An 18292-nucleotide genomic window follows, 5' to 3' on the forward strand; every position below is an offset into this window, starting at 1 on the left:
CACCCCGTGCCACGACGACCCGTCGCGGTCTTCGCCATCGCGCCCTGGGCCTTCCCGGGTGTCTTCCCGCCCGACCTCATCGCCCGGCTGCGCCGCTCCGCCGACGTGGACGACGCGGTCCGGCTCACCTCCTTCGACCGCCCCGGCGCGGCCGAGGCGCTGGCCGGGGCGGAGATCCTGCTCACCGGCTGGGGCTGCCCGCGCATCGACGCGCGGGCCGTGGCCGCCGCGCCCCGGCTGCGGGCCGTCCTGCACGCCGCCGGCAGCGTCAAGGGGCTGGTGGAGCCGGCCGTCTTCGAGCGCGGCATCACCGTGTCGTCGGCGGCGCAGGCCAACGCCGTGCCCGTCGCCGACTACACCGTCGCCGCGCTCGTCCTGGGCGCCAAGCTCGCCTTCACCCGCGCCCGCCACTACGCGGGCGGGCTCGACAGGGCGCTGTGGCAGCCGGGCGACGGCACCGGGCTGCACGACTGCACCGTGGGCGTGATCGGCGCCTCCCGTATCGGCCGGCTCGTCCTGCAGCGGCTGCGCGCCTTCGACGTGCGCGTCCTGCTGTCGGACCCCACGCTCACCCCCGCCGAGGCGGCGCTGCTGGGAGCCGAGCTCGTGGACCTCGACGACCTGTGCCGGCGCAGCGACCTGGTCACGGTGCACGCGCCCGCGCTGCCCGAGACGCACCACCTGCTCGACCGCCGCCGCCTCGGCCTGCTCCCCGACCGCGCGGTGCTGGTCAACACCGCGCGCGGCTCCCTGGTGGACACCCAGGCCCTCACCGACGCGTGCGCCTCCGGCCGCGTCTCGGCCGTGCTCGACGTGACCGACCCCGAGCCGCTCCCGGCCGGCCATCCGCTCTTCGCGCTGCCCAACGTGCTCATCACGCCGCACCTGGCCGGAGCGCAGGGCCGCGAGCTGCGCCGGCTCGGCGAGTTCGCGGTCACCGAGCTGGAACGCCTCCTGTCCGGCGACCCGCTGCGCGGCGAGGTGCTGCCCGAGCAGCTCCCGTACACGGCGTGAGCCCGTGCGGCGCATCGCCGCACGGGCCCACGGATCTCTACCGGTGTCAGTCCTTCGTGGCCTCCGGCACGTAGGTCAGGTGCAGCACGCCCGTCTTGAACGTCTCGCTCCCGGTCAGCTTCAGCGGGCGGGTCGGGGTGTCCTCGAACAGGCGCTGGCCGTGACCCACGACGATCGGGTGGACGAGCAGGTTCAGCTCGTCGAGCAGCCCGTTCGCCAGCAGCCACCGCACGGTCGTCGCCGAGCCGGAGATCTGCAGGTCACCCTCGACCTGCTCCTTGATCTCGCGCAGCCGGGCCTCGACGTCGCCGGTGACGATCGTGGTGTTGGCCCAGTCGGCCTGCCGCAGCGAGTTCGAGACGACGTACTTACTGGTCCCGGTGAGCCGCTCGCCGATCTCCGGGTCGCTGTCCGTGGTCGTCCAGTACGCCGACCACTCGTCGTACATCCTGCGCCCCATCAGGAACCCGGCCGCGCGCGACATGCCCGCGTCCACCATGGCGCCCATCTCGTCGTTGAAGTACGGGAAGTGCCACTGGTCCGGCCCTTCCACGACGCCGTCCACCGAGATGAAGAAGTTCGCAACGATCCTTGCCATCATTCACTCCTCAGTTCGTCGGCTGACAGCCAATCGCGTATGGCCGGTCCGGTCTTGTACGGAAACGACAGCGGGGCGGTCATATCGATTCGGGTATCGGCCGGGCCTCATATCGATATTGGACCGGCCGGTGGCGACTCTGGTCTCCTCGGTGCCGTGACTGTCGCCGCCCCCGCCCTGTCCCCTCCCGCCGCGGACCCCTCCGGCCGCCGGGTCGTCGTCACGGTGGTGGCGATCCAGCTCGCCGCCTGCCTGGGCTTCTTCTCGGTGATGGCGCACCTGGTCGCGCACCTCCGGCACGACCTCGGCCTGCTGGCCGGGACGGTGGGGCTGATCCTCGGGGCGCGGACCGGGCTGCAGTTCGCGCTGCTGCTGCCGGTGGGCGCGCTGACGGACCTGCTCGGGGCGCGCCGGACCGGGGTGATCGCCTGTGTCGTGCGCGCGGCGGGCTTCGCGCTGCTCGGCGTGGCCGAGGGGGTGGGCGCGCTGCTGTGCGCGGCGGTCGTGCTCGCCGTGGGCGGGGCGCTCTACAACCCGGCGGCCCAGAGCCTGCTGGCCGCCGCCGGTCCCGCGCACCGGGCCGGCGGCTTCGCCGCCTACGTCGCCGCGCAGCACGTCGCGACCGTCGCGGGGCCGCCGGTGGGGCTCGTCCTGATCGGGCTCGGGCCCGGGTTCGCGCTGCTGACGGGGGTGGCCGCGGTCATGTGGGCGGTCGCGGGAGCGCTGTTCCTGCTGCTGCCCAGGCCCTCGCGCCCGCCCGCCGGCGCATCGGGCGCCGCCCGCGTCGCGCGGCCTCTCCTGGGCGTGTGGTCCGGCGTGCGACGGGTGCTCGGCGACCGCACGTTCCTGCTGTTCGCGCTGCTGACCGCGCCCACGACGCTGCTGGCCAACCACATCATGACGGCCGTGCCGCTGCTCGGCTTCGGCTCCGGCGCGGCCACGCTCTGCTTCTGCGTGCTGGCCGCGGTGGCCGCCGCCGCACAGCCGTTCGTCGCCGCCGGCCGCCGGGGCGAGCGCCCCTGGGTGCTGCGCGCCGGACTGCTGTGCGCCGCGGCGGCGTTCTTCGTGCTCGCCCCGCTGGACGGCACCGAACTGGGCCCGCTGCTGCTCGCCGCCGTGCTGAACGGCGTGGCGAACGGGCTGATCCAGCCGTCGATCTTCCAGCGCGTCACCCGGCACGCGCCGGCCGAGCGGTTCGGCTCGTACTACGGGGTGCTGGCGTTCTGCGCGGGGATGTTCTCCTTCGGCGGCGAGATGGCGGTCGGGCGGCTGTTCGACCTGGGGTCCGCGAGCGCGACGGCGGCGCTGGCCGGGGTCGGCGCGGTCGCGCTCGTGGCCGCGTTCGGCGTCCGGGGGCCGTCGGCGACCGCACGGGACGGCCGCGGCGCGGGTTCGTAGCCGCGGCTCGGTCTGCGGCGACCGGCCGCCGGCGGGCTGGGGGCCGCGCCGGCGGCGTCAGGTCAGGCGTTCGGGTCGAACGTGATGCCGGCCGGCTTGGCCTTCGTCAGCTCCGACGCGAACGAGGCGTCCTTGAGCCCGAAGCTGGCCGAGCCGAAGTCGTGGGCCGACAGTCGGTCGCGGAATCCGGCCGGGTAGTCGTCCCAGCCGACCAGCGGCGGGAACTGCCAGGTGCCCTTGTGGTTCTCCGGCTCCTCGCCGGAGTTGGCGAAGCGGAAGGCGTGCGTGGTCAGCCCGTCCTTGTGGTAGATGATCTTGGGGTGGGTGCCGTCCCACTGGAGCTGCGCACGCGCCCGGACGTTGTAGTCGCCGTGCTCCGAGGCCGCCACGTACTGGGCGGTGCCGTTCTGCACCCAGACCACGACGTGCTCCCAGTCGTGCCGGTGCCCGCAGCAGCCCGGCAGCGCCTGGTCCTTTTCGAAGTAGAGCCCGTAGATGTAGGCGCACCAGCCGTTGTCGCACTTGGAGCGGGAGTAGGAGTTGGTGTTGTCGAGGTCGGAGGCGTCGTGGCACTGCCCGTTGACGGCTCCGCCGAGCGCCAGGCCGGGGGCGATGGTGCCGTCGCGGCCGATGGCGGGGGTCGGGTAGCAGCCGTCGCCGTCGTAGTCGAAGGCCGGCTGGTACGTGCGGTCGCTCGACGGCGCGGCCCCGTCGAGCGCCGTCGGCGGTGCGGCGTGCGCGACGCCCGGCACGGCCAGGACGATCACCACGGCGCCCAGGAGCGCCTGCACGGCGAAGGATAATCCGCGGCTGGATGGGCGTTTCGACGACTGCGAAGCACGCATGACTCAGCTCCTGACGATGGTCAGTGACGGGTTGTGGGGTCTTCGTCTCACGAAATCGCCGTGCTGACCAGAGTCCGGGATAGTGATTCACCGGAAATTCCGGCGTGCCTGGGCCTGGTGGCGCGGTCGCCACCGGCAGGACGTAGGGTCCAGATCAGCGACCAGTCACCCGGGCCGTGTCAACAGCGGCCCCGCTGCGAGATGGAAGGCTGGATGACCGTCACTCCCGAGCAGCTCCGCGCCCTGGCCACCCGTGCCGAGGCGCTCACCGCGGAGGTCTGGGCGCTGTGCGGCGTCCCCTCCGGCGGGCATTCCGATCCCCTCGCCGAGGCGCGGCAGGCCGCGGGCTATCTGGCCAGGGGCGCCGAGGACCTCCAGCGCGCGGCGGCCGAGCTGGCCAGGCTGCAGGTCCAGCCGTGCGGCCTGCCGTGGGGCGTGTGCGCGGAGCACGGCAACACGCTCTCGTCCCGGGCGGGCGTCACCGAGTGCCGGGTCTGCCGCCGCACCTGGGACCACGACCGGCTGCGCCGGCCGTGCGCGGAGCCCGCCACGTGGAAGGTGATCGACCAGGCGGGCGCGGTCACCCGGATGTGCGACGGGCACGTCCTCGGCGCCCGCGCCGCCGCCCAGGGGGCCACCTTCGTCCGTCTCGACGAGGTGGGAGGCGCGCCCCCGGCCCAGGGGTGAGATCTGCCTGTCCGGCTCTGTCCGTCCGGCGGCCTCCGGCGTACAGTTCGTCAAGTACGTACTTGACGTTCGTTGCGGAGTTGACGCCGGTGACCCCTGCGGAGAGCGAGTTCGTCGATCGGATGGGACTGACCATGGAGCGCCTCGGCGGCACGCGCTCGATGGGCCGCCTGTGGGCGTGGCTCATGGTCTGCGACCCGGCCGACCAGTCGCTCACCGATCTGGCGGCGGAGCTGAGCCTGAGCAAGACCGCCGTCAGCACGGTCGCCCGGCAACTGGAGACGAGCGCGATCATCGAGCGCGTCCCCACCGCCACCCGCGAGCACCGCTACCGGGCGGTCGGCGGCGGGTGGGAGCAGATTCTCAGGGTCCAGTTCGAGGCGGTACGGCAGAGCCTGGACACCTTCGACCTCGGGCTGTCGCTCCTCGACCGCGACCGGCCCGGCCAGCGCGCCCGATTAGGGGAGACAAGAGACTTCTTCGCCTTCCTCGTCCAGGACGCCGACGAGGTGTTCCACCGCTGGCGGCAGTACCGCGACCCGTCACCCTGACGTACATCTCCACAGAGGGATCTCTACAACAAGGAGAGGCGATGGCCGACATCGTCGAACGGTACGACATCCCCGTACAACACTTCTGGCTGCACGGGCCCCGATCGGGCCCGGCGGTCGAGTTCTCGCCCGAGGCCGGAATGTGGAACGTCTACGGTTACCCCGAGCTGCTCGACGTGCTCGGCGACCCGGTGACGTTCTCCTCCGACACCATGCGGGTCGTCCCCAAGCACCTGATGCCGTCGAAGGACGACTTCTCCCTAGACGGCTTCATCACCCAGATCGACCCGCCGGAGCACGGCAAGCTTCGCAAGCTCGTCAGCAGCGCCTTCACCCGCAAGGTCGTCTCGGATCTCGAGCCCAGGATCGCCGCGCTCACGCACGAGCTGCTGGACGCGGCGCGCGATCGGGAGCGGTTCGAGCTCGTGACCGACCTGGCCTATCCCCTGCCCGTCATCGTCATCGCCGAGTTGCTGGGGGTGCCCAGCAGCGATCGCGCGCTGTTCAAGAAGTGGGCCGACGCGCTCTTCCAGCGGGACGCCAAGGTCTCGATGAACTCCTCCGCCGCGGAGCTCGACGCGGGCATGCGAGAAGACATGCGGGAGGCCATGAAGCCGTGGAAGGAGATGTCCGACTACCTGTCCGGGCACGCCGCGGAACGCCGCCGCCGGCCCCGCCCCGACCTGCTCACCAAGCTGGTCGAGGCCGAGGTGGACGGCGACCGCCTGCCCGACGACCAGGTGGTCAACTTCGCGATCCTGCTGCTGCTGGCCGGGCACATCACCACCACGATGCTGCTCGGCAACACGGTGCTGTGCCTGGACGCCTTCCCCGAGCAGCAGGACCGGGCGCGGGCCGACCGCGCCTCGATCCCGGCCGTCATCGAGGAGTCGCTGCGGCTGTTCACCCCGTTCGCCGCGCTCGGCCGCTCCACCACGCGCGAGGTCGAGCTGGGCGGCGTGACGATCCCGGCCGACCAGATGGTCCTGTGCTGGGTCGCGGCGGCCAACCGGGACCCCCGCCAGTTCCCCGACCCCGACTCCTTCGACCCGCATCGCGACCCCAACCCGCACCTCGCCTTCGGGCGGGGCATCCACTTCTGCCTGGGCGCTCCCCTGGCCCGGCTGGAGGGGCGGGTCGCGCTCGGCATCCTGCTCGACCGGTTCGAGCGGCTGCGCACGGATCCGCAGGACCCGGTGCGCTTCATCCCCACGCCGACGATGAGCGGCGTGCAGCGGCTCCCGCTGCTGGGGAAGTGAGCCCGGGGACGTGATCGGCGCCGGACCGGTCAGTCGCTCGACTCCCTGATCATCAGCTCGAAGGGGGCGACGTACTGGCCGGTCGGGCGCAGCGGGGACTCGATGCGGGCGGTCACCAGCTCGACGGCCCTGGCCGCCATCCACCGGTGGTCGGGCGCGACGGTGGTCAGCGACGGCACGCTGAAGGCCGCCTCGGGGATGTCGTCGAAGCCGGCGAGCCGCACGTCGCCGGGCACCCGCAGGCCGCGGTCGGCCAGGCCGCGCAGGATGCCCAGGCAGACCGTGTCGGTGACCGCGACCACGCCGTCCACGCCGAGGCCCGAGTCGGCGATGCGGTGGGCGGCGGCGCGTCCCGCCGCCATGCTCATGCCGTCGAGGGCGAACAGCAGCGGCGGGCCGGCGTCGAGGCCGCGCTCGGCGAGGGCCGCGCGGTAGCCCTGGTAGCGGCGGGTCACCACGTTCACGCCCTCCAGCGCGCCGCCGGTGACGATCGCGATGCGGCGGCAGCCCCGTTCGGCCAGGTGGGCGGTGGCGACCCTCGTGCCCTCCTCGTTGGGCATGGCGACGTGGTCGAACCGGCCGCCGAAGTCCTGCTCGCCGAGCATCACGATGGGATAGTGGGCGTCGGCCGGCTCCTCCAGCCGGTCGAGCTCGACCGCGCTGAGGATCAGCCCGTCGAACTGGAGCGTGCGGGAGTGGGCGATGGCCCCCGCCTCCCCCGCCGCGCCCGCGCCGGTCTCCTCGATCGCGACGTGGAAGCCCCGCCGCCGCGCCTGCGCGATCACGTGGGAGGCGAGGTGGCCGAAGTAGGCGCTCTCGACGTCCGGCACGGCCAGGCCGATGACCCCGGTCCGCCCGGACTTGAGCGTCCGGGCGGAGACGTTGACGCGGTAGCCAGAGCGGCGGATGGCCTCCAGCACGCGGCGGCGGACCGGCTCGCTGACCCCGGCCCGGTTGTTGACCACGTTGGAGACGGTCATCTTCGACACCCCGGCCAGCCGGGCGACGTCTTCCATGGTCACCATGCCGTGCCCCACCGCTCCGCTCCTGCGGCCGTGGCCGCCGTCCGCGCCGAGCCTATCGTGCCGCACCTGCGGGCCTGATCAGGCGAGCCGGCCCGCGACCGTGACGAAGGAGTGGGCGGGCAGCCGCACGCGCAGCCCCTTGGCCGTGGCGGTGACGCCGTCGTGGGCGCGCGGGGCGACCGCTCCGGGCGTGTCGGGGGTGTTGTGCGTCTGGAGCGCGCCGGCGGTGAGGATCCGGGCCTGGACGCCGGTCAGGGTCCCGCCGCGCAGGTCGAGTTCGACGTCGGCGGGCTGCTCGGCGTCCAGGTTGGACAGGGAGACGAGCACCTGGCCGTCCTTGCGGCTGGCCGACAGGGAGACGGTGGTCAGCGTGGCGTCGCCGGCCGCGCGCTCGGGCAGGCCGGCGGGCAGGTCCACGCGCAGCGAGGCGGCGTCCTGGTGGCCCTTGTTCATCTCGAACACGTGGTAGGTCGGGGTGAGCACCAGGGCCTTCGACTCGGGGTCGGTGAGGATCATGGCCTGCAGCACGTTCACGGTCTGCGCGATGTTGGCCATGATCAGGCGGTCGGCGTGGCGGTGGAAGACGTCGAAGTGCACGCCCGCGACCAGCGCGTCGCGCAGGGTGTTCTGCTGGTAGAGGAAGCCGGGGTTGGTGCCCGGCTCGACGTCGTACCAGGTGCCCCACTCGTCCAGCACCAGGCCGACGCTCTTGCCGGGGTCGTAGCAGTCCATGACGTTGGAGTGGCCGGTGATCAGCTCGTCCACGCGGGCGGCCTGGACCAGCGTGCGGTAGTAGTCGTCGGTGTCGAACGCCGTCGCGCTGCCCTTGGCCCGCCACGGGCCGGACAGCGTGTAGAAGTGGAACGACAGCGCCTGCATGAACGACGACGGCCGGTAGGCGCAGCCCAGTTCGCCGTACTGCCGCATCAGCGTCTCGGTCCAGGCGTAGTCGGCTCCGTTGGCCCCGGCGGCGATGCGGTAGAGCTTGTTGTCGCCGTGGTCGCGGCAGTAGGTGCCGAACCGGCGCGCCTCGGCGGCGTACTGCTGGGCCGACATGTTGCCGCCGCAGCCCCACGCCTCGTTGCCGAGGCCCCAGAAACGCACCCGCCACGGCTCGTCCCGGCCGTTGGCCTTGCGCAAGCGCACCATCGGCGAGTCGCCGTCGCGGGTGAGGTACTCGACCCAGTCGCTCATCTCCTTGACCGTGCCCGAGCCGACGTTGCCGCTGATGTACGGCTCCGCGCCGAGCAACTCGCACAGGAGCATGAACTCGTGCGTGCCGAAGTGGTTGTTCTCCTCGACGTTGCCCCAGTGGGTGTTGACCATCACCGGACGCCCCTGCCTGGGCCCGATGCCGTCCGTCCAGTGGTACTCGTCGGCGAAGCAGCCACCCGGCCAGCGCAGGTTCGGGATGTCCAGGGCCCGCAGCGCCGCCACGACGTCCAGCCGGATGCCGCCCTCGTTGGGGATCTCGCTGTCCTCGCCCACGTAGAAGCCGCCGTAGACGCACCGGCCGAGGTGCTCGGCGAAGTGCCCGTACAGGTGCCGGTTGATCACCGGCCCCGGCACGTCGAGGTTGATGACGGCGGGCACGACGTTCTCACTCATCCGGGCACCCTCTCGGGGAGATGTGTATCGATAAAAAATCCAGGCAACTTTATCGATACACATCCTCGTGTCAAGGGTCTACGGGGTGACGCGGAAGGTGGCGTCGGCCCGGTCGGTCGCGGTGCCGACCGGATCGACGCGCAGCAGGTAGTTGGAGTGGCGCAGGTAGCGGTCGGGCAGGTTGTACGAGCGGAACGACGACCAGCCCGAGTCCGCGAGCCCGGCGACCCGGTAGAAGGTGGCGTCGGCGCGGAAGGCGGCGGTGTTGTCACTGGCGTCGAGCCGGACCTCGTAGTTGTAGTGGCGCAGGTAGCGGCCGGGGAAGTTGACCGACTCGAACGACACCCCCGCGCTGTCGGCCAGGCCGGGCACCATCCGCCACTGCTGGTCCTGGTAGGGGTCGAAGGGGTAGGGATCGACGCGGCCGACGAAGTCGGCGTGCCGCACGTAACGGTCGGGGAGGTTGGCGGACTTCAGCCGGGTCCAGCCCGGCAGCCCCCACCGGGAGACGAGGGCGTTGTACTCGGCGGCGGAGATCCCGGCGATCGAGCCGTGCTTGGCGTTCAGCGGCGGGGTGTAGGCGCGCTGGTCGAGCGCGGTCCAGGAGTTGCCGCCGACGTTGGCGGAGGACCAGGCGTAGTAGTCGTTGTTGACCGGGCTGAAGGAGTCGCCCCACAACCACCAGCCGCTGCCGCTGTTGTTCTTGACAAGCAGCGGGGCCTCGATGGCGTTGCCCTGGCGCAGGCCGCTGGTGTACGTGGTGTAGCTGTTGGGCGCGCCGGTGGTGGAGCGGGCGCCGTACAGCAGGCCGTTCGACAGGTTCTTGTAGTACAGGTAGAACGTCGAGCCGTCCACGACGATGTCGCCGTCCAGCACGGGGAAGCCGGGGCTGAAGTACACCTGGTCGGCGCTGACGGTGCGGAAGTCGGTGGTGTAGTTGACCATGAACACGTCGGTGCCGTTGTTGGCCGAGTAGACGATGCCGTACTGGCCGCGGGAGGCGTCCCAGAAGGCGGTGGGGGCCCAGGTGTGGGTGCTCAGGCCGTGCATGCGGATGCGGCGGTAGCCGGTGAGGCTGGTCAGGTCGGTGGAGTCCCAGACGTGCAGGTACTGGTTGTTCTGCCCGAAGTCGGTGCCGTTGAGGTCGGTGGCGAGGATGACGAACGTGCCGTCCTGCTTGCGCAGGATGAACGGGTCACGCAGGCCCAGCGTGCCGGCGGTGGGGGTGGCGACCGGGTTGTTCTGGTTGAGCGGGGCCCAGTTCAGGCCGTCCTGGCTGACCGCCAGGTGCAGGCCGTAGTTGGCGCCGGTCATGTTCGGCGACTCGGTGAAGTACGCGAACACGTACGCGGTGTTCGCGGCCGAGGCCGGGGGGACGTTGACGGCGAGCACCGCGCATAACGCGGCCAGCAGGACGAGCGCTTTTCGGCGGAGGTTCACGACAGCTCCCTTGTTAGCGTTAACATCCGGCCGGGCGAAAGGGCCGGTAACAACCGAGCACGTGGAGATGTGCACGAGTGTTAACGCGAACAGCGCGACCGTCAAGAGCACCCCGAGGCCCCGCCGCGCGAGGCGGCGGTGGCGGGCGGGCGGGCAATCGTGTGAAATGGTGACAAACAACCCCGAACAGCCGATGAGGGACTTCGATGGGCCTGGAGGTTGAGAGCCGGCCGTCCGACTCGCCGTACGTCGAGCAGGTGTGGCGCAGCCGCAGCGACGGCGTCGGCCGGATGACGTCGGTCGCGGCGGCGAGCTGGGACCTGGTCTTCTGGGAGCACCGCGGGCAGGTCAGCGTGGCCGTGCAGGGGCCGGAGCGGCGGGCGAGCCCGGCCCCGGTCCCGGAGCACTCCGCGTTCTTCGGCATCACCTTCGCCCTGGGCACGTCGATGCCGCACCTGCCGATGGGGCTACTGGTCGACGGCAACCTGGAGCTCCCCGGCGCCACGCGCCGGTCGTTCCCGCTGAAGGGCTCGTCGTGGCCGACGCCCGGCTACGACGACGCCGAGGCGTTCGTGCGGCGGCTCGTGCGCGAGGACGTCCTGGTCCACGACCCGATCGTGGCCGCGGTGCTCGGCGGCCGGCCACCGGGGGTCTCGGAGCGGACCGTGCAGCGGCGCTTCCTGGCGACGACCGGGCTCACCATGGGCGCCGTCCGGCAGATCAGGCGCGCCAGGGAGGCGGCGGTGCTGATCCAGCGGGGCAGGCCGGTGCACGACGTGATCCACCTGCTCGGCTACTACGACCAGCCGCACCTGGCCCGGTCGTTGTCCCGCTTCGTCGGGCGGACCGCCACGGAGCTGGCCGGACCGCGGCCGGCGGAGCCGCTGTCGCTGCTGCCCGGGGCCTGATCCGCATCTCCGAGACGATTACCCGACCCCCGGCATGGCGAGTTAGGCAAGGTTAGCCTAACCTTATGGCCATGACCGAGGAGATCTCTCTCCGCGGCGCGGAGCTTCGCCTCAGCTACCACGGCACCCCCGTGGTCGAGGACGGTCGCATCACCCTGCGGCCGGGCCACGTGACCGCCCTGGTGGGCCCGAACGGCAGCGGGAAGTCCACGCTGCTGCGCGCGCTGGCCAGGCTGCACCGCCCCGACGGGGGTGCCGTGACGCTGGGCGACGGCGCCGACGCGCTCGCGCTGTCCGCGCGCGAGTTCGCCTGCCGGGTGACGCTGCTCGCGCAGAGCCGCCCCACCCCGGGAGGCGTGTGCGTACGCGACGTCGTCGGATACGGCCGCCACCCCTACCGGCGGCGCTGGCGGGCCGCCGACCCCGAGGGCGGCGCGGCCGTCGAACGGGCGATGGACCTGACCGGCGTGACGGCGATGGCGGAGCGTCCCGTGGACGAACTGTCCGGCGGCGAACTCCAGCGGGTCTGGCTGGCCACCTGCCTGGCCCAGGACACCGGCGTCCTGCTGCTGGACGAGCCCACCACGTTCCTCGACCTGCGTTACCAGGTCGAACTGCTGGACCTCGTCCGCGACCTGGCGAACGAGCACGGGGTGGCGATCGGCGTCGTCCTGCACGACCTCAACCAGGCCGCCGAGGTCGCCGACCACGTCGTGCTCCTGCACAAGGGCCGCGTCCGCGCCGACGGCCCGCCCGCCGAGGTCCTCACCGAGGACCTGCTCAGCGACACCTACGGCCTCCGCATCGAGGTCAGCCACGACCCCGGAACGGGGACCGTGAGCACCCGGCCGATCGGCCGGCACAGCAGAACCGTCTCAGCGACAACATGACAGGAACCACCATGCGCAGTGCCCTGACGGCCATCGCCGCCATCGTCGTCCTCGCCGCCTGCGGCACGACCGAGGCCCCCGTGACCGAATCGGCCCCGTCCGAGGGCGCGTCCGGCACGGCCTCGGCCGCCGCCGGCCCCGTGACCGTGACCGACAGCCGCGGCAAGCAGGTCACGCTCGACCGCCCGGCGACCAAGGTGGTCAGCCTGGAGTGGGGCGAGACCGAGATGCTGGCCGCCCTGGGCGTCATGCCGGTCGGCGCGGCCGACGTGAAGGGCTACGCCACCTGGGTCACCGCCGCCAAGCTCGACTCCTCGGTCCAGGACGTCGGCACCCGGCAGGAGCCCAGCGTCGACTCCATCAGCGCCCTGCAGCCCGACCTGGTGATCATGGAGTCCGACGACGCCGCGCTGGCGGAGCAGCTCGAGAAGTTCGTCCCGGTGCTGGTGGCCAAGGGCAGCGACGCGAGCGACAACCTCAAGCGCATGCGCGACGACCTCAACATGATCGCCACCGCCGTCGGCAAGACCGACGAGGCCGGCAAGCTGCTGACCGCGTTCGACGCCGCGCTGGCCGACGGCAAGCAGCGGCTCGCCGCCGCGGGCGCGGCCGGCAAGCCGTTCATCATGGCCGACGGGTGGAAGCAGGGCAGCACGATCTCGGTCCGCCTGTTCGGCAAGGGCGCGCTGGTCTCCGACGTGGCCGAGCAGCTCGGCCTGAAGAACGCCTGGACCGGCGAGGTCGACGACGAGTGGGGCCTGGGCAGCACCGACGTCGAGGGCCTGAGCGGGCTGAAGGACCCCGACATCCGCTTCTTCTACAACGCCTCCGACGGCACCGACGTGTTCGCCGACGGGCTCAAGAACAACGCCATCTGGAAGTCGCTGCCGTTCGTCGAGAAGCAGCAGGTCACCAAGCTGCCCGACGGCATCTGGACGTTCGGCGGCCCCCTGTCCAGCCAGCAGTACGCCGACGCGCTGGTGAAGGCGTTCACGGGTTGAGCACGCACGTCCTGACCCCGGCGCCGCCCACCACGCCGCTGCGGCGGCTGGGCGCCGCCGGGGTCTTCCTGCTCGCGCTGGCCGCCACCGTCCTGGTGGCGGCCGTGCACGTCACGCAGGGCACCTCGTCGATCGGCGCGCTCGACCTGCTGGCGCTGCCGTTCGGCGGCGGCTCCGGCAACGGCGAGGAGGCGGCCCGCGTGCTGCTGGCCTCGCGGCTGCCGCGGCTGCTGGCCGGCGTCTGCGTCGGCGTCGCGCTGGGCGTGGCGGGCGCGCTGCTCCAGGCGGTCGCCCGCAACGCGATGGCCTCGCCGGACACGCTGGCCGTCAGCTCGGGAGCGCACCTGGCGGTGGTCGTGGCCGCGGCGTTCGGGCTGGCGCTGCCCGTGGCGGTGGCGGGCGGGCTGGCGCTGGTCGGCGGTCTGGCCGCCGCCGCACTGGTGCTGGCGCTGTCGGCGGGCGGGCGCACCGGGACGACCCGGCTGATCCTCGCCGGCACGGCCACCTCGCTCGCGCTCAGCTCCCTGACGAACCTGGTCATGATCCTGTTCGAGCAGGAGACGACCGGGCTGTTCGCCTGGGGCAGCGGCTCGCTCGTGCAGAGCGACCTGGCGGCGGTCACCCAGTTCGGGCCGGTCATCGCGGTGGTGCTGGCCGGGGCGATCCTGGCCGGGCCCCGCCTGGACATCCTCGGCCTGGGCGACGACACCGCCACCGTGCTCGGCGTGAACGTGCGGAGGTTGCGCCTGTGGCTCACGCTGCTCGCCGTGCTGCTCGCGGCGGCGGCGGTGACGATCGCGGGGCCGATCGGGTTCGTCGGGCTGTGCGCGCCGGTGGTGGTGCGGCTGCTGCCGAGGTCCATCCCCGGGGTGCACCGGCACCGCATGCTGCTGCCCCTGTCGGGCGTGGCCGGGGTGCTGATCATGCTGGGCGCCGACATCGCGCTGCGGGCCGTGCTGGGCGCGCAGGCCGGGGTGGAGGTGCCGCCCGGCGTGGTGACCACCGTGCTCGGCGCGGCGGTGATGATCTGGCTGGCCCGCCGTTACCGCGACGCCGGCCCGACCCGGACGCCGCCGGCCGTGCGGACGGGCGCGACCCGCTCGCGCGCGGCGTTCCTCGCCGTGGTCGCCGTCTGCGTGGCGCTGCTGGCGGGCGCGGTGCTGGTGGGCCTGCTGGGCGGCGACCGGTGGCTGCTCACCGGTGACGTCGCCAACTGGCTCCAGGGCCGCAGCGGGCGGGCCCTGACGTTCGTGCTGGACCAGCGCTGGCCCCGGGTGTTCGCCGCCGTGCTGGCCGGCGCGGCGCTGGCCGTGGCGGGCACGGCCGTGCAGGCGGTGTGCCGCAACCCGCTGGCCGAGCCCGGCGTGCTCGGCGTCACCACCGGCGCGGGCGTCGGCGCGGTCGCGCTGCTCACGATGGCGCCGATGGCCGGCATCTGGACGATGTCCGCGGCGGCGGGCGCGGGCGCGCTGGTCGCCTTCGGCCTGGTGTACGGGCTGGCCTGGCGGGGCGGGCTCAGCTCCGACCGGCTGGTCCTCATCGGCGTGGCCGTGCAGGCCGCGTGCACCGCCATCACCGTGCTGATCATCGTGCGGTCCGACCCGTGGAACACGGCCAAGGCGCTGACCTGGCTGTCCGGCTCCACGTACGGGCGCGTCCCGGTGCAGCTCGTCCCCGTCGTGCTGGCGCTGGTGATCGTGGTGCCGCTGCTGGCCTGGCTGCGCCGCGACCTGGACCTGCTGGCCCTCGACGAGGACACGCCGCGCATCCTGGGCGTCCCGCTGGAGCCGGTGCGGCTGGGCGCGCTGGCCGGGGCCGTGCTGCTCACCTCCACGGCGGTCTCGGCGGTCGGGGTCGTCGGCTTCGTGGGGCTGGTGGCCCCGCACGCCGCCCGCGCGCTCGTCGGGGCCTCCCACGCGCGGGTGCTGCCGGTGGCGGCGCTGCTCGGAGGGCTGCTCGTCAGCCTCGCCGACACGCTCGGGCGTACCGTGATCGCGCCGGCGCAGGTGCCGGCGGGCCTGGTGACGGCGCTGATCGGCACGCCGTACTTCGTCTACCTGCTGTGGCGGGCCCGCGCCCGCGACGGCGCGGCATGAACCCGGCCCGCACCCGCCTTCCCGCCCCGGACGACGTGGCGTCCTCGGCCGGCGGCGGGTGCGGGCCGCGGGCGCAGGTCAGTCGAACGGCCGGGCGATCTGGTCCAGCCCCAGCACCGTGAGCTCGTACAGGGTGCGCGTCTCGCCGTCGGCGCACCACCATTGCGTGGCGATGCGCATCGCGGCCAGGAAGGCGGCGGTGACCATCTCCGGGCCGACTTCCCCCGGCTGCCGCCGTTCGGCCACCACCCGGCTCAGCTCGCGTTCCAGCCGCACCCGGCCGGCGAGCTGCCGGGCATGCAGCGAGGGGTGGCGCATGGCCAGGCGGGCGCGCAGGTGCCATTCGCGGTCGGGGCCGCCGGTCTCGGCGTAGAGGCTCTGCAGCGCGCCGCGCAGCGCCTGCCAGGCGGTCTGGTCGGCCGGTTGCTCGCGCACGCGCAACGCCAGGCTGTTCAGGCGCTGCTCGTCGCCGTACAGGAGCGCGTCCTCCTTGCCGTCGAAGTAGTTGGAGAACGTCCGGCGGGAGATGTTGGCGGCGTCGGCGATCGCTTCGACGGTGACGTTGTCCAGGCCGTGCTCGACGGTGAGCCGCAGCGCGGCCTCGTGCACCGCCTGCCGGGTCTCGGCCTTCTTGCGCTCACGCAAGCCTGGTGTGTTGCCCATGATGCCGCACAGCTTACCCAACGGGAATAAATGCCCGCTGCGCAAAGTTGCCCCATGTGCATGTAAGGTGTCCGGGTTGCAATCCTTTTACCTAGAACGGAGGGTGCGTGTGAGCGCACAGCCGGCAGCGCCGTCCACGGCGGAGCCGATGACCCACCGCCAGATCCTCGAAGCTCTCAGCGGCCTGTTGCTCGTCCTCTTCGTCGCCATGATCAGCGGCACCATCGTCTCGGTGGCGCTGCCCCAGATCATCGGCGCGCTGGAGGGCAACCAGTCGCAGTACACCTGGGTCGTCACGGCTTCTCTGCTGGCCTCGACCGCTTCGACCCCCATCTGGGGCAAGCTCGCCGACCTCTTCAACAAGAAGCTGCTGCTCCAGATCTCCATCGTGATCTTCATGGTCAGCTCGCTGGCCTGTGGCTTCGCCCAGAACACCGGGCAGCTCATCGCGTTCCGCGCCATCCAGGGCCTGGGCATGGGCGCGCTGCAGATCCTCGCGCAGGTCGTGATCGCCGCGATGATCTCGCCCAAGGAACGCGGCCGTTACAACGGCTACCTCGGCGCCGTCATGGCCGTCGCCACGGTCGGCGGCCCGCTGCTCGGCGGCCTCATCGCCGACACCTCCTGGCTCGGCTGGCGCTGGTGCTTCTTCATCGCCGTGCCGTTCACCATCGCCGCCTTCGCGCTGCTCGCCAAGACCCTGCACATCCCCACCGTGCGCCGCGCGAACGTCAGCATCGACTACTGGGGCGCCACTCTCATCGCGGCCGGCGTCAGCGTGCTGCTCATCTGGGTCACCTTCGTCGGCAACGACTTCGACTGGCTGTCCTGGCAGACCGCGGCCATGGCCGGCGGCGGCGTGCTGCTGCTCGCCCTGGCCACGTGGGTCGAGACCAGGGTCAAGGAGCCGGTCGTGCCGCTGCACGTCATCCGGCGGCGCACCCCCGCGCTGGCCATCCTGGCCAGCCTCGCGGTCGGCATGGCCATGTTCGGCGGCTCGGTCTTCCTCGGCCAGTACTTCCAGATCGGCCGCGGGTACACCCCCACCGAGGCGGGCCTGCTGACCATCCCCATGATGCTCGGCGTGCTGCTGTCCTCCACGATCTCCGGCCGGATGGTCTCCAACACCGGGCGGACCAAGCCGTACATCCTCGCCGGGCTGGTCGTCCTGCTGGCGGGCTTCGCCGGACTGGCCACCATCGACCACCAGACCTCACTGGTCCTGATCTCGATTTACATGCTCGCCGTCGGCGTCGGCGTCGGCATGTCGATGCAGAACCTCGTCCTGGTCATCCAGAACACCGTGGCACTGAGCGAGATCGGCTCGGCCAGCGGCGCGGTCACGTTCTTCCGCTCACTCGGCGGCACCGTGGGCGTCTCGGTGCTCGGCGCGGTGCTGGCCAACCGCGTCGCGGCGAGCATCTCCGAAGGGCTGGCCAAGGCCGGGATCCCGGTGGGCGGCGACGCGTCGGCGGCGGGCGGCAGCCTGAACATCGCCGCGCTGCCCGAGCCCATCAAGGAGATCGTCAGGGCCGCGTACGGTGACGCCACCGGCCACATCTTCCTCATCTCGGCCGGCATCGCCGCCGTCGGCCTCGTCGCCGCGGCCTTCCTCAAGCCGGCCAAGCTCCGCGACAGCCTCGACCTGCCGGAGCCGGCCCCCAAGGAGGAGGCCGTCACCCGCGCGTGACCCCCGACCAGGAAGGCCGCGCCCCCGCATCGCCCGCGGGGCCGCGGCCTTCCGCCTGTCCCCGCCCCTGTTCGCACCCCTGTTCGCGCCTCTGCCCACAGCCCGGCACGCAGCCCAGCTCGGGCCCCTGCCCATGGCCCTGCTCGCGCTCCTGTCCGCGCCCTGTTCGCGCCGCCGTGCCGCCCGTGAGGCCGCGGCTGCCACCCGTCCATGACCTCCGAGCCCCCCGCGGCCGGACCCGGCGTTCAGAGCACCGACCGCACGGCCGAGTCGGAGCGGCCGATCACCGCCGACCCGTCGTCGGCCGTGATGATCGGCCGCTGGATCAAAATCGGGTTCTGCGCCAGCGCCCTGATCCACCGGTCCCGCTCGGGCGCGTCGCGCGGCCAGTCGTCCAGCCCCAGTTCGGCCGCGCGCTCCTCACCGGTCCGGGTGATGTCCCACGGCTCCAGGCCCAGCCTGGCCAGCACCTCGCGCAGTTCGGGTTCGTTCGGCGGGTCCTCCAGGTAGTGGCGCACGGTGTACTGGGCGGACTCGGCGTCAAGGAGGGACAGGGCGGAGCGGCACTTCGAACACGCGGGGTTGATCCAGATCTCCATGAGAGACGACGGTAATGGAA

17 protein-coding genes are annotated in these 18292 nt (G+C 72.4%); 10 read left to right on the forward strand and 7 right to left on the reverse strand.

Annotated elements, in window-relative coordinates:
• Positions 1 to 6: 6 nt before the first annotated feature.
• Positions 7 to 1014: a hydroxyacid dehydrogenase gene (locus FAF44_RS18085; protein WP_237104356.1), complete on the forward strand. Its 1008-nt coding sequence runs from the start codon at positions 7 to 9 to the stop codon at positions 1012 to 1014.
• Positions 1015 to 1060: 46 nt separating this feature from the next.
• On the opposite strand, the gene FAF44_RS18090 is transcribed toward FAF44_RS18085, so the two are convergent.
• Positions 1061 to 1612, reverse strand: a complete 552-nt coding sequence (locus tag FAF44_RS18090; protein WP_237104357.1) for a dihydrofolate reductase family protein — start codon at positions 1610 to 1612, stop codon at positions 1061 to 1063.
• A 156-nt stretch (positions 1613 to 1768) separates the two neighbouring features.
• Between FAF44_RS18090 and FAF44_RS18095 the strand changes: the two genes are divergently transcribed.
• Positions 1769 to 3010 (forward strand): MFS transporter, encoded by a 1242-nt coding sequence (locus FAF44_RS18095; protein WP_237104358.1) that lies wholly within the window; start codon positions 1769 to 1771, stop codon positions 3008 to 3010.
• A gap of 62 nt (positions 3011 to 3072) precedes the next feature.
• Here the strand turns inward: FAF44_RS18095 and FAF44_RS18100 are convergent, their stop codons facing one another.
• Entirely contained in the window at positions 3073 to 3801 is a 729-nt protein-coding gene (locus FAF44_RS18100; RefSeq protein ID WP_237104359.1) for an NPP1 family protein, read from the reverse strand.
• A 267-nt stretch (positions 3802 to 4068) separates the two neighbouring features.
• Here FAF44_RS18100 and FAF44_RS18105 point away from each other — a divergent pair, with 267 nt between their 5' ends.
• The 3 genes from FAF44_RS18105 to FAF44_RS18115 all read left to right on the forward strand — a co-directional run bounded on the left by FAF44_RS18105 (position 4069) and on the right by FAF44_RS18115 (position 6352).
• Entirely contained in the window at positions 4069 to 4542 is a 474-nt protein-coding gene (locus tag FAF44_RS18105; protein ID WP_237104360.1) for a hypothetical protein, read from the forward strand.
• Positions 4543 to 4604: 62 nt separating this feature from the next.
• Entirely contained in the window at positions 4605 to 5093 is a 489-nt protein-coding gene (locus FAF44_RS18110) for a GbsR/MarR family transcriptional regulator (protein WP_237104361.1), read from the forward strand.
• A 41-nt stretch (positions 5094 to 5134) separates the two neighbouring features.
• Positions 5135 to 6352 (forward strand): cytochrome P450, encoded by a 1218-nt coding sequence (locus tag FAF44_RS18115; protein WP_237104362.1) that lies wholly within the window; start codon positions 5135 to 5137, stop codon positions 6350 to 6352.
• Positions 6353 to 6381: 29 nt separating this feature from the next.
• Here FAF44_RS18115 and FAF44_RS18120 read toward each other — a convergent pair whose 3' ends face one another.
• From FAF44_RS18120 to FAF44_RS18130, 3 genes are all read right to left on the reverse strand, one after another.
• Positions 6382 to 7377, reverse strand: a complete 996-nt coding sequence (locus FAF44_RS18120; protein WP_237104363.1) for a LacI family DNA-binding transcriptional regulator — start codon at positions 7375 to 7377, stop codon at positions 6382 to 6384.
• 78 nt (positions 7378 to 7455) lie between these two features.
• Complete coding sequence (locus tag FAF44_RS18125) at positions 7456 to 8985, reverse strand: alpha-N-arabinofuranosidase (RefSeq protein WP_237104364.1); 1530 nt, start codon at positions 8983 to 8985, stop codon at positions 7456 to 7458.
• Positions 8986 to 9063: 78 nt separating this feature from the next.
• Positions 9064 to 10425 carry a glycoside hydrolase family 43 protein gene (locus FAF44_RS18130; protein WP_237104365.1) on the reverse strand — a complete coding sequence of 454 codons (1362 nt, stop codon included), beginning with the start codon at positions 10423 to 10425 and terminating at the stop codon, positions 9064 to 9066.
• A 206-nt stretch (positions 10426 to 10631) separates the two neighbouring features.
• On the opposite strand from FAF44_RS18130, the gene FAF44_RS18135 reads away from it, so the two are divergent.
• The 4 genes from FAF44_RS18135 (at position 10632) to FAF44_RS18150 (ending at position 15320) form a co-directional block, all read left to right on the forward strand.
• Positions 10632 to 11333 carry a helix-turn-helix domain-containing protein gene (locus FAF44_RS18135; RefSeq protein WP_237104366.1) on the forward strand — a complete coding sequence of 234 codons (702 nt, stop codon included), beginning with the start codon at positions 10632 to 10634 and terminating at the stop codon, positions 11331 to 11333.
• A 71-nt stretch (positions 11334 to 11404) separates the two neighbouring features.
• A complete protein-coding gene (locus tag FAF44_RS18140) occupies positions 11405 to 12223 on the forward strand; it encodes an ABC transporter ATP-binding protein (RefSeq protein WP_237104367.1) in 819 nt (272 codons plus the stop codon).
• An 11-nt stretch (positions 12224 to 12234) separates the two neighbouring features.
• Positions 12235 to 13224: an ABC transporter substrate-binding protein gene (locus FAF44_RS18145; protein WP_237104368.1), complete on the forward strand. Its 990-nt coding sequence runs from the start codon at positions 12235 to 12237 to the stop codon at positions 13222 to 13224.
• Positions 13221 to 15320 carry an iron ABC transporter permease gene (locus tag FAF44_RS18150; RefSeq protein WP_237104369.1) on the forward strand — a complete coding sequence of 700 codons (2100 nt, stop codon included), beginning with the start codon at positions 13221 to 13223 and terminating at the stop codon, positions 15318 to 15320. The genes FAF44_RS18145 and FAF44_RS18150 overlap by 4 nt, the downstream gene beginning before the upstream one ends.
• 78 nt (positions 15321 to 15398) lie before the next feature.
• Here the strand turns inward: FAF44_RS18150 and FAF44_RS18155 are convergent, their stop codons facing one another.
• A complete protein-coding gene (locus FAF44_RS18155; RefSeq protein WP_237104370.1) occupies positions 15399 to 15983 on the reverse strand; it encodes a TetR/AcrR family transcriptional regulator in 585 nt (194 codons plus the stop codon).
• Between the two features lie 148 nt (positions 15984 to 16131).
• Here FAF44_RS18155 and FAF44_RS18160 point away from each other — a divergent pair, with 148 nt between their 5' ends.
• The gene (locus FAF44_RS18160; RefSeq protein ID WP_237104381.1) at positions 16132 to 17673 is read left to right on the forward strand and encodes an MDR family MFS transporter; all 1542 of its coding nucleotides are present in this window, start codon (positions 16132 to 16134) and stop codon (positions 17671 to 17673) included.
• 245 nt (positions 17674 to 17918) lie between these two features.
• Here FAF44_RS18160 and FAF44_RS18165 read toward each other — a convergent pair whose 3' ends face one another.
• Positions 17919 to 18272 carry an arsenate reductase family protein gene (locus FAF44_RS18165; protein ID WP_237104371.1) on the reverse strand — a complete coding sequence of 118 codons (354 nt, stop codon included), beginning with the start codon at positions 18270 to 18272 and terminating at the stop codon, positions 17919 to 17921.
• Positions 18273 to 18292: the final 20 nt, after the last annotated feature.

Origin of the sequence: Nonomuraea sp. MG754425 (assembly GCF_021699195.1) — a bacterium.
Lineage (GTDB): Bacteria > Actinomycetota > Actinomycetes > Streptosporangiales > Streptosporangiaceae > Nonomuraea.

Coding starts and splice junctions, on each gene's coding strand:
- FAF44_RS18165 (WP_237104371.1), bottom strand. CDS start 18,272: ATGGAGATCTGGATCAACCCCGCGTGTTCGAAGTGCCGCTCCGCCCTG.
- FAF44_RS18135 (WP_237104366.1), top strand. CDS start 10,632: ATGGGCCTGGAGGTTGAGAGCCGGCCGTCCGACTCGCCGTACGTCGAG.
- FAF44_RS18090 (WP_237104357.1), bottom strand. CDS start 1,612: ATGGCAAGGATCGTTGCGAACTTCTTCATCTCGGTGGACGGCGTCGTG.
- FAF44_RS18160 (WP_237104381.1), top strand. CDS start 16,132: ATGACCCACCGCCAGATCCTCGAAGCTCTCAGCGGCCTGTTGCTCGTC.
- FAF44_RS18105 (WP_237104360.1), top strand. CDS start 4,069: ATGACCGTCACTCCCGAGCAGCTCCGCGCCCTGGCCACCCGTGCCGAG.
- FAF44_RS18155 (WP_237104370.1), bottom strand. CDS start 15,983: ATGGGCAACACACCAGGCTTGCGTGAGCGCAAGAAGGCCGAGACCCGG.
- FAF44_RS18120 (WP_237104363.1), bottom strand. CDS start 7,377: ATGGTGACCATGGAAGACGTCGCCCGGCTGGCCGGGGTGTCGAAGATG.
- FAF44_RS18115 (WP_237104362.1), top strand. CDS start 5,135: ATGGCCGACATCGTCGAACGGTACGACATCCCCGTACAACACTTCTGG.
- FAF44_RS18125 (WP_237104364.1), bottom strand. CDS start 8,985: ATGAGTGAGAACGTCGTGCCCGCCGTCATCAACCTCGACGTGCCGGGG.
- FAF44_RS18140 (WP_237104367.1), top strand. CDS start 11,405: ATGACCGAGGAGATCTCTCTCCGCGGCGCGGAGCTTCGCCTCAGCTAC.
- FAF44_RS18145 (WP_237104368.1), top strand. CDS start 12,235: ATGCGCAGTGCCCTGACGGCCATCGCCGCCATCGTCGTCCTCGCCGCC.